The 14,890-nt window shown below is 46.1% G+C and carries 21 protein-coding genes; 9 read left to right on the top strand and 12 right to left on the bottom strand.

Translation table 11 applies throughout. The features are described 5' to 3' along the window. Positions 1 to 32: 32 nt before the first annotated feature. Entirely contained in the window at positions 33 to 1,286 is a 1,254-nt protein-coding gene (locus tag B9A14_RS05870; protein ID WP_084664707.1) for a PTS galactitol transporter subunit IIC, read from the top strand. 35 nt (positions 1,287 to 1,321) lie between these two features. Here the strand turns inward: B9A14_RS05870 and B9A14_RS05865 are convergent, their stop codons facing one another. From B9A14_RS05865 to B9A14_RS05830, 9 genes are all read right to left on the bottom strand, one after another. After that, the gene (locus B9A14_RS05865) at positions 1,322 to 1,954 is read right to left on the bottom strand and encodes a class I SAM-dependent methyltransferase (RefSeq protein ID WP_084664705.1); all 633 of its coding nucleotides are present in this window, start codon (positions 1,952 to 1,954) and stop codon (positions 1,322 to 1,324) included. 106 nt (positions 1,955 to 2,060) lie between these two features. Continuing rightward, on the bottom strand, positions 2,061 to 2,654 hold the full coding sequence (locus B9A14_RS05860; RefSeq protein WP_084664703.1) for a methyltransferase domain-containing protein: 594 nt from the start codon (positions 2,652 to 2,654) through the stop codon (positions 2,061 to 2,063). Positions 2,655 to 2,696: 42 nt separating this feature from the next. Further along, positions 2,697 to 3,377 carry a DUF1638 domain-containing protein gene (locus B9A14_RS05855; protein ID WP_084664701.1) on the bottom strand — a complete coding sequence of 227 codons (681 nt, stop codon included), beginning with the start codon at positions 3,375 to 3,377 and terminating at the stop codon, positions 2,697 to 2,699. A gap of 27 nt (positions 3,378 to 3,404) precedes the next feature. Next, the gene (locus tag B9A14_RS05850; protein WP_084664699.1) at positions 3,405 to 4,319 is read right to left on the bottom strand and encodes a hypothetical protein; all 915 of its coding nucleotides are present in this window, start codon (positions 4,317 to 4,319) and stop codon (positions 3,405 to 3,407) included. 173 nt (positions 4,320 to 4,492) lie between these two features. Beyond that, a complete protein-coding gene (locus B9A14_RS05845; RefSeq protein ID WP_084664697.1) occupies positions 4,493 to 5,593 on the bottom strand; it encodes a uroporphyrinogen decarboxylase family protein in 1,101 nt (366 codons plus the stop codon). 82 nt (positions 5,594 to 5,675) lie between these two features. After that, the gene (locus B9A14_RS16940; protein ID WP_157109788.1) at positions 5,676 to 5,813 is read right to left on the bottom strand and encodes a hypothetical protein; all 138 of its coding nucleotides are present in this window, start codon (positions 5,811 to 5,813) and stop codon (positions 5,676 to 5,678) included. A gap of 280 nt (positions 5,814 to 6,093) precedes the next feature. Further along, positions 6,094 to 6,726, bottom strand: a complete 633-nt coding sequence (locus B9A14_RS05840; RefSeq protein WP_084664695.1) for a cobalamin B12-binding domain-containing protein — start codon at positions 6,724 to 6,726, stop codon at positions 6,094 to 6,096. Between the two features lie 148 nt (positions 6,727 to 6,874). Further along, positions 6,875 to 7,573 (bottom strand): cobalamin B12-binding domain-containing protein, encoded by a 699-nt coding sequence (locus B9A14_RS05835; RefSeq protein WP_084667053.1) that lies wholly within the window; start codon positions 7,571 to 7,573, stop codon positions 6,875 to 6,877. A 55-nt stretch (positions 7,574 to 7,628) separates the two neighbouring features. Further along, positions 7,629 to 8,360 carry a GntR family transcriptional regulator gene (locus tag B9A14_RS05830; RefSeq protein ID WP_084664693.1) on the bottom strand — a complete coding sequence of 244 codons (732 nt, stop codon included), beginning with the start codon at positions 8,358 to 8,360 and terminating at the stop codon, positions 7,629 to 7,631. 302 nt (positions 8,361 to 8,662) lie between these two features. Between B9A14_RS05830 and B9A14_RS05825 the strand changes: the two genes are divergently transcribed. The 4 genes from B9A14_RS05825 to B9A14_RS05810 all read left to right on the top strand — a co-directional run bounded on the left by B9A14_RS05825 (position 8,663) and on the right by B9A14_RS05810 (position 10,763). Continuing rightward, on the top strand, positions 8,663 to 9,355 hold the full coding sequence (locus tag B9A14_RS05825; protein WP_084664691.1) for an AzlC family ABC transporter permease: 693 nt from the start codon (positions 8,663 to 8,665) through the stop codon (positions 9,353 to 9,355). Beyond that, on the top strand, positions 9,334 to 9,648 hold the full coding sequence (locus B9A14_RS05820; RefSeq protein WP_084664689.1) for an AzlD domain-containing protein: 315 nt from the start codon (positions 9,334 to 9,336) through the stop codon (positions 9,646 to 9,648). Before B9A14_RS05825 ends, B9A14_RS05820 begins: the two co-directional genes overlap by 22 nt. Before the next feature lie 187 nt (positions 9,649 to 9,835). Next, a complete protein-coding gene (locus tag B9A14_RS05815) occupies positions 9,836 to 10,399 on the top strand; it encodes a Uma2 family endonuclease (RefSeq protein WP_084664687.1) in 564 nt (187 codons plus the stop codon). Between the two features lie 70 nt (positions 10,400 to 10,469). Further along, positions 10,470 to 10,763, top strand: coding sequence for an aminotransferase class I/II-fold pyridoxal phosphate-dependent enzyme (locus B9A14_RS05810; RefSeq protein ID WP_084664685.1), 294 nt, complete (start codon positions 10,470 to 10,472; stop codon positions 10,761 to 10,763). Between the two features lie 67 nt (positions 10,764 to 10,830). Here the strand turns inward: B9A14_RS05810 and B9A14_RS05805 are convergent, their stop codons facing one another. Beyond that, positions 10,831 to 11,154 carry a recombinase family protein gene (locus B9A14_RS05805; RefSeq protein WP_172839052.1) on the bottom strand — a complete coding sequence of 108 codons (324 nt, stop codon included), beginning with the start codon at positions 11,152 to 11,154 and terminating at the stop codon, positions 10,831 to 10,833. A 57-nt stretch (positions 11,155 to 11,211) separates the two neighbouring features. On the opposite strand from B9A14_RS05805, the gene B9A14_RS17935 reads away from it, so the two are divergent. Beyond that, positions 11,212 to 11,346 carry a hypothetical protein gene (locus B9A14_RS17935; protein WP_269456761.1) on the top strand — a complete coding sequence of 45 codons (135 nt, stop codon included), beginning with the start codon at positions 11,212 to 11,214 and terminating at the stop codon, positions 11,344 to 11,346. Here B9A14_RS17935 and B9A14_RS05800 read toward each other — a convergent pair. Together B9A14_RS05800 and B9A14_RS05795 are read right to left on the bottom strand one after the other, a co-directional pair. Continuing rightward, the gene (locus B9A14_RS05800) at positions 11,323 to 11,787 is read right to left on the bottom strand and encodes a ferritin-like domain-containing protein (protein ID WP_084664681.1); all 465 of its coding nucleotides are present in this window, start codon (positions 11,785 to 11,787) and stop codon (positions 11,323 to 11,325) included. The two genes, B9A14_RS17935 and B9A14_RS05800, sit on opposite strands and share 24 nt — an antisense overlap. Before the next feature lie 11 nt (positions 11,788 to 11,798). Further along, the gene (locus B9A14_RS05795; RefSeq protein ID WP_084664679.1) at positions 11,799 to 12,176 is read right to left on the bottom strand and encodes a desulfoferrodoxin; all 378 of its coding nucleotides are present in this window, start codon (positions 12,174 to 12,176) and stop codon (positions 11,799 to 11,801) included. A 185-nt stretch (positions 12,177 to 12,361) separates the two neighbouring features. On the opposite strand from B9A14_RS05795, the gene rbr reads away from it, so the two are divergent. Genes rbr through rd form a run of 3 tightly spaced genes read left to right on the top strand, consistent with a single transcriptional unit; the run spans position 12,362 to position 14,879 of the window. Continuing rightward, a complete protein-coding gene (rbr, locus tag B9A14_RS05790; protein WP_084664677.1) occupies positions 12,362 to 12,937 on the top strand; it encodes a rubrerythrin in 576 nt (191 codons plus the stop codon). A 24-nt stretch (positions 12,938 to 12,961) separates the two neighbouring features. Beyond that, positions 12,962 to 14,155, top strand: a complete 1,194-nt coding sequence (locus B9A14_RS05785; RefSeq protein ID WP_084664675.1) for an FprA family A-type flavoprotein — start codon at positions 12,962 to 12,964, stop codon at positions 14,153 to 14,155. Positions 14,156 to 14,189: 34 nt separating this feature from the next. Further along, entirely contained in the window at positions 14,190 to 14,879 is a 690-nt protein-coding gene (rd, locus tag B9A14_RS18135) for a rubredoxin (RefSeq protein WP_084664673.1), read from the top strand. The last annotated feature ends 11 nt before the right edge of the window (positions 14,880 to 14,890 follow it).

Below are 14,890 nucleotides of genomic sequence, written 5' to 3'. Positions count from 1 at the left end.
TTAAATTTTAAGTTAGGAGGGTTTTATACTAGATGAGTATTATTAAATTTATCCTAGATCTTGGTGCCACTGTAATGCTACCTATTATAATCTTTGTCCTAGGTCTCCTGTTAGGCCAACGGCCAGGCCGAGCTTTTCGCTCTGGCTTAACTATTGGTGTGGGTTTTGTAGGTATAAACCTGGTAATAGGGCTTCTAGTCAATAACATAGGACCAGCAGCCCAAGGCATGGTTAATCGTTTTGGCATCCACCTTAATGTAATAGACGTAGGTTGGCCAGCAGCAGCGGCCATTGCCTTTGCTTCCAAAATAGGAGCCGTGGTCATCCCTATTGGATTAGCTGTTAATCTTATTATGCTTTTAACTAAACTTACGCGTACAATAAACGTTGATATTTGGAACTTTTGGCATTTCGCCTTCACCGGTGCCTTAGTAACAGCAGCTACAGGAAGCTTTGCCTGGGGAGCTGTTGCCGCTGCCATAAACGCTGCTATTGTATTAAAACTTGCGGATTGGACAGCTACTCTCATACAAAATTTTTACGAAATCCCAGGTATTTCTTTGCCCCATGGGTTTTCCGCTGCCTATGTGCCGATTGCTATACCCCTCAATGCTTTAATTGATCGGATACCAGGTTTAAACAAAATTGAGCTAAATCCAGAGAAGATCCAGCAAAAATATGGTATCTTAGGTGAACCTTTAATCATGGGATTGGTACTAGGCCTTATCCTAGGTATCCTAGCAGGATTTGAAGCTAAGAAAGTTCTTCAGCTTGGTGTAGCTATGGCAGCAGTCATGTTGCTTATGCCGCGTATGGTAAAAATCTTAATGGAAGGGCTTATCCCTGTCTCTGAAGCAGCTCGCGAGCTATTCCAAAAAAGATTTGCTGGTAAAGAATTCTACATTGGTCTTGATTCTGCTATAGCCATAGGACATCCAGCAGCCATCTCCACCGGAATAATACTGGTGCCTATTACTATTCTTTTAGCTTTAATTGTACCTGGAAACCGTGTTCTCCCCTTTGGGGACCTGGCCACTATTCCCTTCATGGTAGCTATGGTAGCCCCCATCTGTCGCGGTAACGTTTTCCGCTCAGTTATAATCGGCGCCATAGTAATTGCCGTAGGCCTGTTGATCGCTACTAATGTATCTCCCCTTCATACCCAGGCTGCTGTAGACGCTGCTTTCAAATTCCCAGAAGGGGCCACTGCCATCTCCTCCATCTGTGATGGCGCTAATCCGTTAACTTGGGTGATATTAAAACTTATGTCTTTATCCAAGCTATAAAAAGTAAAACAATATAAAAACCCCAGGCTAAAGATTTAATCTGCTAGCCTGGGGTTATCTCTTTTTGGTCTTCCTACAATTAACTTTACTATCTCCCCAGCGAGATTCTCCACCCTTTCAATCTTTATTCCTGCTTTCTTTACATTCTCTACAGTTCGCCGGTTAATGTTAGAGCCGAAAAGGTAAACAATTAGAGGATTTAGCAGATCCATAAGGGATCCTAAAAGCCTATTTTCGCTGCGAACGTGCTCTAACAAAACAATTTTCCCCTCTGGATGGCAGACCCGGCATACTTCTTGTAACCCGCGCACCGGGTCAGGGACACTGCAAAAAACAAAAGTGGCCACCACCGTATCAAAACTACCAGAGGGAAATTTAAGTTGCTGTACATCCATCTCCAGTAGCGTCACCGGGGCCCGCGCTAAATAAAGTTTCTGCTGGGCCCGTTCCAGCATCTTGGGGCTAAAGTCTATGGCCGTCACCTGGCAATAAGGAGGATAAAAAGGGAAATTAGCCCCTGTACCCACTCCCACCTCCAGCACCCGGCCATAAGCCTCCTGCCAGACAAGCTTTCGCCAATGGGGAGAAATCACCCGATCCATCCAGTCATAAAAGAAAGCTGTGCGGTTATAACGTTTTTTAATTGTTTCTGTAAGATCTTTATCCACCCCCTCCACCACCTCAAACCTAATTATATCCTAAAAAAAGTAATAAGCCACCTATAAAACTCTCTGCTAGCCTATGCCATTCCCCTTGCCATGTACGGGAGCACCTTTACTTTTCCACAATCACCCACAAGCCGCCTTCAGTACATATTTGGCAGCTGTGTGATAATCCAGCAGCTAGTACTATATTTTTTACTTCTTCTACCGCCAACCATCTTTTCCCCAGCCGGTAATTAAGCTGGCGGGATTCTTCGGCAATGCTTTTAATAACGGCAGGAGGGGTAAACTTACCAAATCCTCCACCCACGAAACCCTTCCCTCCCCTCTTAAGGACCCGATATATTTCCTTAAGAACATCCACATCCAGAAAGAAAAAGGCTCCGCGGAAAATTACACCTTCAAACCTCTCATCAGGAAAAGCCAAAGGCTTAAGAGGTGTATTTACCAAATGGAGGCGATTTAAAAGCCTCCGCTTTCGACCTTCTTCTTTTAGCCAATCCCTTACTTCCTGCCTTTCCTCACCTATGGTAAAAAACGCATAAGGCAAAACTTCCGCTAAAGCCCAGGTTATCCCGCCAGAAAAGGGTCCTAGTTCCAGGATTTCCTTAGCCTCAGGTGGCAGAACTTCTTGCACATGCCTGGCCAGATAAGGATATACCGGCCCCCAAAGTTCATTAAGCCTCAAAAGTTCAGCTAACTCCATCCTAGGTTCCCCACCATTAAGAAACAAATAGAATTTCAGGGATCAAGAGTTCAAGTTCATCCGCTCTTTGGAATGACTGTGACCGTAATACTTTCCTAGTGTAACTACCTCCCCGGGAGGCACGTGCAGGAATAGATTATCCCAGGGACCCTGTAACAGCTTCTGTAAATAGCCTTTATGCCCATCGGTTACCTCGAATCTTAGTCCAATCTTTTCCGCTACTTCACGCACCTTTTCTCCCTCTAAGTCCTCTCCTTGCCGCCCTGTCTTTATAAATACTACCCGGCGGTAATGACAGAAAAGTTGACGTATTAGAAGGCTCCCTCGTTCTTCACCATAACGGGAAACACAACGCGCATACTCCCGCACCAGGCTCTCTTCCCCAGCTAACCAGCCAGCCGATAAAAAGTATGTCTCAGACCCCCACGCCTTCCTAGCCTCCACTGAACCCAGAAGAAGCGGAATGCAATCATCTAGTCTTGGAATAGTAAGGGGTACGGTTCGCGCCCGCAGTCCTTCCAAGGCTCCGCCGCAAAAACCATACCCCAGTAATATTCTTTCACTGTTACGAATGCTATCAATGGCCTCCTGTAAAGCCAGCCGCAGCTGGTCTGGTGAACGGTGCAACCCTTGATCCAAAAAATACCATTCGTACCCATCTAGACCCAGAGATAAAAGTTCTTCTTCTAAAACTTTACAGGCAATGACCATATATCGCCCCATGTTTTAATCGCCTCATACCCCACCGGTTCAAAAGATTTTATATAAAGGATGAGCTTTTACCGGCCTTAAGCCATTTAACCGGGCACCATACGCTATTATAGCACTGGCCGTGGCGCAGGCGGGGTAAACCCAAGGCGCATGGCGGACGGGCCCATAAAAGATGAAATCAGCACCATAGACCAGAGGTAACGTGTAAACTGCTGCCCCCGCCGCTGCCATCGCCTTTTCCTCTTGAAGGCGCGATTTCTGCCAGGTATGGAAAGCGTTGGAAGGCGCGCAGCCGACCGGATAACCCAGTTTTTCTTTAATTTCCTTGATCATTATAGCACTCCATGAAGTGCCCGGTACATCCAAGCAGCCCACATCCACTAACAGCTTATCAATGCCCGCGGCCCGGGCGCGGCCCAGTAATCCACTCTGGCCGTCCTCCCCGCATAGCAAGCGCAGACGAGCTGCTGGCCGTAGGGCCCGGGGGGAAAAGGCCAGGATCACCGCCGCCTCTAATCGCAGGGAGGTCAACTCCTCCCATTCGGCCTCGGTATGGTGCTCGTCGATGGAATTGTAAATCAACCGCGGCCAAACCTCGGTATTTTTGAAGCGCCGGCATACCCTCAACCGCACATCAGTGGAAGAAGAATCTACAAGAATGGGGTCTTCAGTGTGGGTAGCTACAAATTCGATATACTTTGTAAGGGCCTCCTCCGTATCTCCAATAACATCGATCATACGCTTTAGACCGTAGGTCTCGGCTAGCTCGGCCTCAGCGTCAAGCAACTCCTTGGCCCGTACCCTATCAAAAATACCCTTCACTGGATCGCTCACGATGCGATGCCCGCTGAAAAAGATGCTCCCGATAAGCACTGGCGGGCGCTCGCCCGGCTGCCCGCCAACACAGGTTTCACCCCAGGTGAAAACTTTTTGTTGAACTGTGAAGGAAAGCAAAGCTGTAGCCTCCCTAATAAATGTAGTAGGTTTCAGTACAGAGTTGCATCTTAATAGAATTTTGAAACGGTACTATAACCAGAAATGCCAACAAGTATCTCAGAGCGTTGGACCCAGGCCAGAATTAAATTACGACCATAGCCAACACCGGAGGACTAGCAAATAAACCTAGGTTAGTACACACCATATTCTTTTGCAGCCTCAATCATAGCCTGTACGTTTTCAAATGGAGTATCCAACGGAACTTCACAACCGGAACTCAAAATAAATCCGCCGCCTTCCCCACATATCTCAATAAGCTTTTTACATTCCCTTTTTACATCCTCTGGTGTCCCATAACGAAGGATAGTAGAATCTACGTTCCCCATTATACACATACGATCGCCTAACATTTCTTTTGCCTTATAAATATCCGACTTCTCCAATTCCAAAATACATTTTCCCTGAGGGAGTTCCTTCAAGTAAGGATACATAGGTTCCCAATCGCCATCGAAATGTAAAAGGGATATAATATTCTTTTCCGCAAGCCCATCCACTAATTGTTTTAAGTGGGGCCAACAAACCTCTTCGAACAGCCGAGGGGAAAGAAATGATGCGGATATACGACCACCGTAAATGAAAGCAATATCAACACCTACGGCCTCACAGGCGCAGACAGCCCAATCAATAGTTCCGCGAATCATAAACTCGCCGAATTCAAGAATCTTTTTCTTGTGACGATACAGGTCAATGGTAAATTCCTGAAAGCCCCGGGCAAAAGAAAGTAACTCCGCCGGTGGCATAACATAACACGCAGCCAGCGGTTGTACTTTCCTCACTTCTTGCCATTCAAGGTTGATTTCGCGAAGCTTCTTAATTTCTTGTAAGGGCTCCAGCACATGCTGCACTGATACGTCACGTAAGAGTTCTACCCACCCCTTTTCCATAACGCGATCATAGTCCTCAAACTTCATGATTGGCGGGTATTCCCTAAACTGTGGTAACTCATTCCCATCTGGTATAATCCAATTAAAAAACAAAACAGAATGAGATGTTGGGAAAGGTAAGTAATGTAGGAACTTATAGGGGAAAGTTACAATGTAATCTATATCTTTTCCATGCTTTTCCCAAACTTGTATGATCGCATTACATGCCTTATCAAAGTCAAAAATGAACTCCTTAGTTGTAATACCTGCCTGAAATGGAATATACCATTCCAGAAGAGGTGCAACTGGAACCCTATCAGGTTTCTGTAAATTAATAGCTGCTCTTACACGTTCCTTGCTAGTCATCATTTTAATCCATCTCCCCCCAAAATTGTTTTACAAATTAACACTACCTCCAAATACGTAGGTACCATTGACACTTAAATGTCTACTAATCATCGCATCCTGCTTTTTCCCTCAATTTGTTGATAATGGCTTCCATTAATTTCTCAAAGCTTTCGTAATCATGTGTCTCCTTGCCGAAAAACACTTGGGCCATGGCCCCCCATTGGTTACTATTGTTACCCATTTGTATCGCCCCCTTATAGCTTTATTTTTTCACAAAAATGATCTCTCCTTCGTGTTCCCCCATCATTTGTTTCCCGAAACACTAAACTTAGTAGCCTGTGTGAACAATAACATACACCACTCCATAAAAACCCAGAGACTCCCACCCAACCTACAAACCTGAGGCAACAGCTTTAAAGAAGCTAACCTTGCTTCCAATATATAAAGGAAAGCAGGCCCTTGCATAAAGGGTTACACCAGCTACTGCTGTAAAACATGCTCTAGTTTACATTTAAACGCACCTATTTTGAAAATACTTTTAAAAATTCCCTAGCTAAATTCACTGCTGCCATAGCATCTCTTCCCACCGCATCAGCACCAGCATACTCCTTAACCTTCTCGTTTACAGGCGCACCGCCAATCATGATCTTCACCCGATCACGTATACCAGCCTCCACAAAAGCATCCACCGTCTCCTTAAGGGCAGGGAAAGCTACTGTCAACAAACAGGAAATACCTACAATACCCGCCCCGCTTTCTCGAACCGCGTCTACAAACTTTTGCGGCTCTACGTCCACCCCCAAATCGATGACCTCATACCCATGGCACTGAAGCATAGCAATTACAATATTTTTGCCTATATCGTGGATATCTCCCTTAGCAGTGCCGATCACTACCTTACCTTTTGGGCCACCTGCTTCTCCTTTTAGGTGAGGAGCGATCAATTCTGTCACTTGGCTAAAAATAGCGGCTGACATCACCAGATCTGACACAAAATATTCCTTCTGTTCAAACCGTTCCCCTACTAGCTGCATACCTTGGCGGCATTCTTCAATAATCTGTAAAGGATCTTTCCCTGCTGCCAACTGAGCCCTTACTTCATTTAATACCTTTTCCTCTTGTAGATCAGCCAGCAATTGTCCCAACAAAGTCATCCCATACACCCCTTTGTAGATTAGTGAAGATAACAGTTCTAGTCTATTTGTCTATACATATATTCTACTTCTGTTTGATAATTCCTTCTTCAAAGATAAAAATTTTTTGCCTTCTACTGGTTCTAGGTAAGAAGCCACGGAAGATTTTTTATAGTCCCATAATCTTCTCAGCCCGCCCCCTAACAACTCTCATCCCTAACCAGCGCCGGCAGATAGCCACCCCTTCTCCTGCCTCTCGCACCCAAGCATCGGCCCCCACGTACTGGCAGACACGTTCATTTACCAATCCTCCTATTATTATTTTCACCGGGGGCTTCGGAGCCATCATGCGGACCAATTGGACGGTCCGGCGCATAGCTTCAAAGGAAGAAGTCAGCAGAGCAGATAACGCCAAAACCTGAGCGCCTGTTTCCCGGAGGAGAGTTAAAAAGACATCGGGTGGGATATCTACACCTGCGTCATAAACTCGAAAACCTTCACAGCGCAGAAGGGAAATAGTTATATTCTTTCCAATGTCATGAATGTCCCCTTCCACCGTTCCAAAAACGATGTCTGCCTTATTGGGTTGTTCTTGTGGGGTGGACGAGACGGGTAAATAAGGTTCTAAGGCCCGTAACACTTCTTGAAATATTTCCGCCGACATGATCAAATCACTTAGAAAATATTCCCCGCAGGAATAACGTTCACCTACTACTTTAAGCCCCTGCCGGCATTCTTCTACGATCTCTAAAGGTGACTTCTCTTCACGCAGCGCTAGCTTTACCAGTTCTAGGGCCCTCTTTTCATCCAATTCGGCCATAGCCAGGGCTAAAGGACCCAAAGTAAACCACCTTCTCCTAATAATCATTATCATTTTTTATTCTTTGATTTCTTCTTAATCCTGGCGGTTCTTATCCCAGGGTTTAAATCGTTCCTGGAACTGAAGTCAATTGATACCGATCTCCACGGTATAAGCACCAGCCCCAACCTACCGGCCGGCCATCGCTGGCTAGAAGTATTTGCTCTAGCAAGAAGGCTGGTGATCCTGGCGCCACATGGAGGGCACGGGCCTCTTCGTCATTTAGGAGGGTCACCTGGAGAATCATTTTACTACTAGCAGGTAGAACCTCGGCATGTTTCTCTACCATATCCGGCAGCGCCTGGTACTGGAGTTCGTTCTCTAGTATAGGCCGCCCCCGGTCATAACGGAGGTATTTGCGATCATAGGCCATGGGTTCCCCATCAGCTAATAGGGAACGGCGAATATAAAGCACTTTGGTGCCTACTGGGAGTTGTAATTTCCTGGCCGCCTTTTCTGGGGCAGGAACTAGCCTGGCTTCCAGGAGCCGAACACTGGAAGTTAGGCCCCGGGCAGCCATCTCTTTGTGAAATTCATCCATTACAAAAACAGCCCGGTCAAGCTGAGGCCGGGAGACAAAGGTCCCCTTCCCCTTTTCAGTGCGGATGAGGCCAGCCCTGGCCAGCTGGCTAAGACTTCGCCGCACAGTCATTCGGCTAAGCCCATATTTTTCGCTAAGTTCTGCTTCGGAGGGCAAGGCATCGCCAGGACGGTATTCACCTGACCTGATCTGGCGTTCGAGAATTTGAGCTAACTGATAGTACGGGGGTATAAATGAGCTTTTGTCTATAGACACGTATTAACTCACCTCGCAATTCTCTCTTTTCTTTAGTTACCTCCCCGCCTTCTTAAATAATTTAGGTGCCTTATCCCCGGCACTTAAGGAGGGCGCCCGACAGCCGGAAAGTTAACTGGCCTCGATGTTTTTTACTGTTTATACAACTATTCTACTTTTATTTGATAATTCCTTCTGAGGGTGCTGCAATCGGAAAGGCGGTTGGATGGAACGCCGAAACGTCTGTACATCCTGGGTTTTGATTAGATTGACTTTCCTCCTAGGCTTATTGTAAGATAGGACAGGCAAGGGGGCTGGAGGAAATGGACTGGCAAGAAGAAATAGGGCGCGGTTTAAAAAGCGCCTTTCCCATTGTCTTGGGCTATTTACCTCTGGGTTTTGTTTACGGTGTACTGGCTCGGGAAGCCGGGTTAGATCTTTTCACCACCGTGCTAATGTCGATGCTAGTGTACGCCGGCTCTGCTCAGTTTATCGCCGTTAGTCTTCTAGCCAACGGCGCCGCAGCTCTTTCTATTATTTTTACAACCTTCTTAGTTAACCTGCGCCACTTGCTCATGAGCGCTTCCTTGGTACCCTACCTCAGGCGTTACCATCCCAGCTTCTTAGCTTTGCTCTCGGCAGAAATCACGGACGAAACTTTTGCCATGGCCATGACCCATTACGGGAACTATAAGCCCAGCCTTTTTTATCATTTTACCCTGCACCTTACCTCCCACTTTTCCTGGGTATTGGCTTCTTTCCTAGGCGGCTTGAGCGGAAATCTCTTGGGAGACCCCAGCCGTTTAGGCTTCAATTTTGCTCTGCCGGCCATGTTTATTATCTTACTTATCCTGCAGCTTAAAAATAAAAAGACCATGCTAGTAGCAGGGATAGCAGGAATTTTATCGGTAGTTATGGCGCTTTTTCTGCCCAGCAACTGGAATATTATCTTGGCCGCCTGTTTGGCGGCCACTATAGGGGTGGCTGTAGAACCGTGGATCGACAGATCCTGTTAGTTATCCTTGGTATGGCTTTAGTAACGTATCTACCCCGCATGTTGCCTCTGGTACTCTTAAGCCGCACGCAACTGCCAAATATATTCTTACGCTGGCTAAGCTATATCCCTGCGGCTGTGCTGGCCGCTCTGCTGGCCCCTGCTTTATTTCTCCCGGAAGGGAAATTCGCCTTGGTAGGAAATCCTTATCTCCTAGCAGCTATACCCACCAGCCTAATAGCTATTAGGACGCGCAGTATAGCCCTCACCATCTTATGCGGCATGGCAGCCATGGTCTTATTAAATTACATTTAACTCCACTTGCCGGGACCCTCTCCACTTTCACTCCGCTTCCTCTCCGCTTTCTGAACACATGAATCATAAAACGAGGAATAAATTAGAGGAAAAGTTAGTCCCTTGCTAATAGGCAGGCTTAAGGCTAAAATTAAGGTAAAAAGCTACCAGGAGGAAGTCAATACCAGAGGAATGGAGGGGGAAGCAAATGAGCGCTATACTGGCAGAACTGGCAGCAGGACGGGAGCGGTACACCTATGAAGATTATTGCCGCCTACCAGAAGGAGCACCTTATCAACTCATCGGGGGGAAACTAGTAATGACGCCTTCGCCTACACCGTATCATCAGATGGTATCTATGAAATTAGAGTTACAGATGGCCACTTATGTTTTGGAAAAGAAATTAGGTATTGTACTATATGCCCCGCTCGATGTCTACCTGGACGAAACGGAAACCTACCAGCCGGATATAATTTTTATTTCCAACGAAAGACTAGATATTATTGAGGAGAAATGCATTAAAGGTGCCCCAGACCTTGTAGTAGAGATTCTCTCCCCTAATACTGGTTATTATGATCTGCGCAGCAAGTACAAGGTTTATGAGAAGAAGGGTGTACAGGAATACTGGATAGTCGATCCCCAGGTTAAGTCGATACAAATTTTTTATTTACAAGAAGGTAAGTTTGTCCTGGATCAGGAAGTAGAAGAACAGGGAGTAGTTAAGTCGCGGGTAATACCTGGACTAGAAGTCCGGGTAGAAAGCATTTTCTAGCCTAGTTTTGCCTAGTAAAAACCTTTAGTATGCTTAGCAGGATTTACCCCTTTCTTGGGCGAACAAAGCAATGTGTAAAACCATTATTCATCTGGAGATCGACGAGTCTGATTTTCCTACACCTGAGCCTATTAAAGAGGCAGCCTGGCGCGCTTTAAAAAAGGGAGATACCCATTACACTCATAGCCTGGGTAAACCAGAGCTCCGGGAAGAAATAGCCCGCTACTACCTGCGCAAGTACGGCGTAAAAGTGTCTCCCGATCAAATAATGGTTACCTCCGGTACCTCTCCAGCTCTGTTGACTTTAAGCGTGCTCTTGGAAAAAGAGGTCAATTTTCCCTATACAAAGCTAAACAATCTATAGCTTTGTTAGGTACTCATTGTACAGACACCACCAAGAAATATGCTGTTGGTACCGACGGCTACCTCCATCACCGTCTGGTAAGCCCGGTACCCCTGGTAAATAGGGAGGCCCACATTTTCCCGGCTTCAGGCCTTCGGCTACCGGGCTTGGAGAGCATGTCCTGTACCAGCTCTTCCTGAAGAGATTTCGGCTCTTCCTCGTTAACGACCTCTATCCTTACGCCAAAAGCGTTAAAGAAGCGCTCGATATAGGTGAAGCCGAAACGGGCCAACCGGTCTTTAAATTCGATTACCACCGGGTCCATTTTCCCTTCCCGGACCATCCTGAAGAGCCGTGCAAGTCTTTTGCGCTTTTCATTCAGGTCCGAACCCTGTTCTGCAATAACTGCCACTATCTCATATCATCTGGAACGGCAATATTCCTCTCGACGTTGCCTCTGACGTTCCAAATGGGCATCGACTTCGGTCAAAATGGCGAAGGATACCTGCGCATCTCTTACGCCAACTCCATGGAAAATATCAAAGAAGGCCTAGACCGGCTAGAACGTTTCCTTAAGAAATTACCTATGGCGCAAACTACATAGCTCGCACAAGTGCTTTCTTTCCTGTGCTAAAAGCTCATCAACAAATTTAACTTCTACGTAAGAAACTAAATTACCTAAACCTGTAAAAAACAAGAGGGCATCCTTCTCCAACTGGATAGCTAGATCTAAGGCCTCCTGGTCGGAAGATATACCCTGGGCCAAAGCCTCGGGATCTAACTTTTGGGAAAAGACATGGCTGTTTACTAAAGCTTTCATATAAGCTTCATATTCTCCAGGATAAGATTCTGGTGGATTATAACTGGTGACCTTCTCTTTCAAGCGGGCAAAATCTTGAAAGTGCTGAGCCTCTTCTTCGGCTAGCCTCTGAAACAGCTCCTTTACTCTCTCATCTTTAGCTAAAGCTGCCATGGCCTGATAAAAAGCTTGGCCGTTTTTTTCAATTGCTAGGGCAAAATCGAATATCTCGCTAGCCCGGAACATCTCTTTCACTCCTATTCCGACCGCCAGTGCCCATGTAAGTTACAATAAGCTCTAGCCAGGGCTGTTTCAGCCTTGGTGGAAAATTCAGCTTCAGGGAACTCCCCTGGCTTTAAATGTTGCCGTAAGATTTGCCCGCCGGCCAGCAATTCGATCCATTCAATGTAATGGCTTTCTTCCATGGGATGGGGAACCGAACCAACGGTTACTTTAAAACCACCTTCTACCCGGGTAATAACCGGTATATGCTTTTCCTTGCTTGCTTCTACTGTATTTTCGGCTAGCAATACCATGGGTTTGCCACAGCATACTAAGGTTCCTGCTCCTGTATGCAATACCTCAACAATGTTACCACAAATATTGCACTTGTAAACTTGGCCTAAGGCCGTCATAAACAAGCCTCCTTTTATTCATAAGGTTACTATTTCCATTTCGCCATCACTAGCGTCATTCCTTCTTTTCTTTTAACTTTTGTTTCCTTTTGTGTAAAACCTGCCAAGGATGGCAGGATAAAGCAAAAAAACGTCGAAATCTATTTTTTAAGAGATACTTAATTTTAAGGAGGAAAAACATCGATATGGCCAGCATCAAAGGAACACGCACTGAAAAAAACTTATTACTAGCCTTTGCTGGCGAATCGCAGGCACGCAATAGGTATACTTTTTACGCCAGCCAAGCCAAAAAGGAAGGTTACGAGCAAATTGCGGCCCTTTTCTTGGACACTGCCGAGAATGAAAAGGAGCACGCTAAGCGTCTCTTTAAATTTTTAGAGGGTGGAGAAGTCGAGATAACCGGTACTTTCCCAGCCGGTATTATCGGAACTACAGCTGAAAATCTAGCCGCTAGCGCTGCAGGAGAAAACTATGAATACACTTCCATGTACCCTTCCTTCGCCCAGGTAGCTGAAGAGGAAGGGTTCCATGAGATTGCTGCTGTATTTCGAGCCATCGCCAGGGCCGAAAAAGGACATGAAGACCGTTTCCGGGCTCTTTTAAGTAATCTCCAAGGCGGCCAGGTGTTTAAACGAGAAGAAAAGGTAACCTGGCGTTGCCGCAATTGTGGGTATATCCATGAAGGCAAGGAAGCGCCCGAAGTATGCCCTGCCTGTGCCCATCCCCGCGCCTTCTTTGAACTTCTGGTGACTAACTACTAACTTACAAAAAAGGAGGTATCTTTTATGGGCCGACCAGTGGCTTTGGGGGAAGGGATATATTGGGTAGGAGCTATAGACTGGAATATACGTTATTTTCATGGGCCCGCTTTTTCCACTCCCCGCGGTACTACTTATAACGCCTACCTTATAGTAGATGATAAAATAGCCCTAGTAGATACTGTATATGGGCCTTTCGCCGGGGAATTAATTGGTAACCTAAAGTCGCTTATTAATCCAGTAAGGCTGGATTATCTAATTATCAACCACACTGAAATCGACCATTCCGGCGCCTTCCCAGCTATAATGGATCTCTGCCCCGATGCTTTAGTTTTATGCACCCAGCGTGGCTTAGAGGGCCTTAAAGCCTATTATGGCAGGGAATTTAAATATAAGGTAGTAAAGACAGGGGACGTTATAAGCCTTGGCCGCCGCTCCCTTAAGTTTATAGAAGCTCCCATGCTCCACTGGCCAGACAGCATGTTTACTTATATACCAGAGGAAGGTCTTCTTCTTCCTAACGATGCCTTTGGCCAGCATCTAGCTACCACAGCCCGCTTCGATGATGAAGTAGATGAGCTACTCGTAATGGATGAAGCCGCTAAGTATTATGCCAATATCCTCTTCCCCTTTAGCCATCTGATTACCAAAAAGCTAGAAGAAATCCAAAAAATGGGGCTAGTGATAAAAACTATTGCACCTAGCCATGGTATAATCTGGCGCCAGAATCCAAGCCGTATTATAGAAGCCTATGCCCGCTGGGCAGAATGCCGGGGCAAGCCCAAGGCAATTATAGCTTATGATACCATGTGGGGCAGCACAGAAAAGATGGCTTATGCTTTGCTTGAGGGCCTATCCGAGGGAGGAATAGAGGTAAAGCTATTTAAGATCTCTGTGTCAGACCGGAATGAAATTATAAAGGAGCTGCTAGAGGCACGGGCCGTATTTTTAGGTTCACCTACTATTAACAACGATGTACTGCCTGCAGTGTCCCCCTTACTAGATGATCTTGTAGGCTTAAGGCCCAAGAATAAGCTCGGGGTGGCCTTTGGCGCTTATGGATGGGGTGGTGGGGCCCAGAAAGTAATTGAGGAGCGTTTAAAAGCTGCTAAGATAGAAGTAATCGAAGCGAATTTGACTGTACAATGGGTACCCAGCCCTGACGATCTTAAGCGTTGCCAGAACTTGGGTCGGGAGATAGCTAGTAGAATAGGAGGATAATTTTAATAATCTATAGGGTGAAAGGAGTTAGTTTATGGATCCCAAAGCGTTATACAACCTTTCCTATGGAGTCTATGTGGTAACTGCTAAAAAGGAAGGGCGCTTAAACGGTCAAATTGCTAATACAGTCTTCCAGATTTCCTCTGAGCCGCCGACAATAGCAGTGAGCATCAATAAGCAAAATTTAACTTATGAATTTATTAGGGATAATGGTATCTTTGCTGTTTCGGTGTTGGCTAAAGAGGCACCTTTGTCGCTCATCGGCCAGTTCGGGTTTAAGAGCGGCCGGGAAGTGGATAAATTTGCTGGAATTTCTTATAAACTTACCCCTGCAGGACTTCCCTACTTAACAGAACACACCCTAGCCTATTTGGAGGCCAGGGTTACTAGTAGCCTCGATGTACATACCCGTACTGTATTCATAGGAACCCTTACGGAAGCTGAAATGTTGCGTCAGGGGGAACCTATGACTTATGCCTACTACCACCAAGTAAAGCGCGGCACTACGCCCAAAACCGCTCCCACCTTTGTACCCGCCATGGCTTCCACTCAAATACCTACTGCCCCGCAATACCGGTGTACAATCTGTAATTACATCTATGATCCTGCTAAAGGGGATCCTGAGCATGGAGTAGCCCCAGGTACAACTTTTGACCAATTACCAGAAGACTGGAGTTGCCCCATCTGCGGTGCTGGTAAAGAAGCCTTTGAAGTAGTAAGTTAAATAAGTTAAAT

This window comes from Thermanaeromonas toyohensis ToBE, from assembly GCF_900176005.1.
In the GTDB taxonomy this organism is placed as follows: domain Bacteria; phylum Bacillota; class DSM-521; order Neomoorellales; family Neomoorellaceae; genus Thermanaeromonas; species Thermanaeromonas toyohensis.
This window is presented reverse-complemented; position numbering and strand designations above follow the sequence as displayed.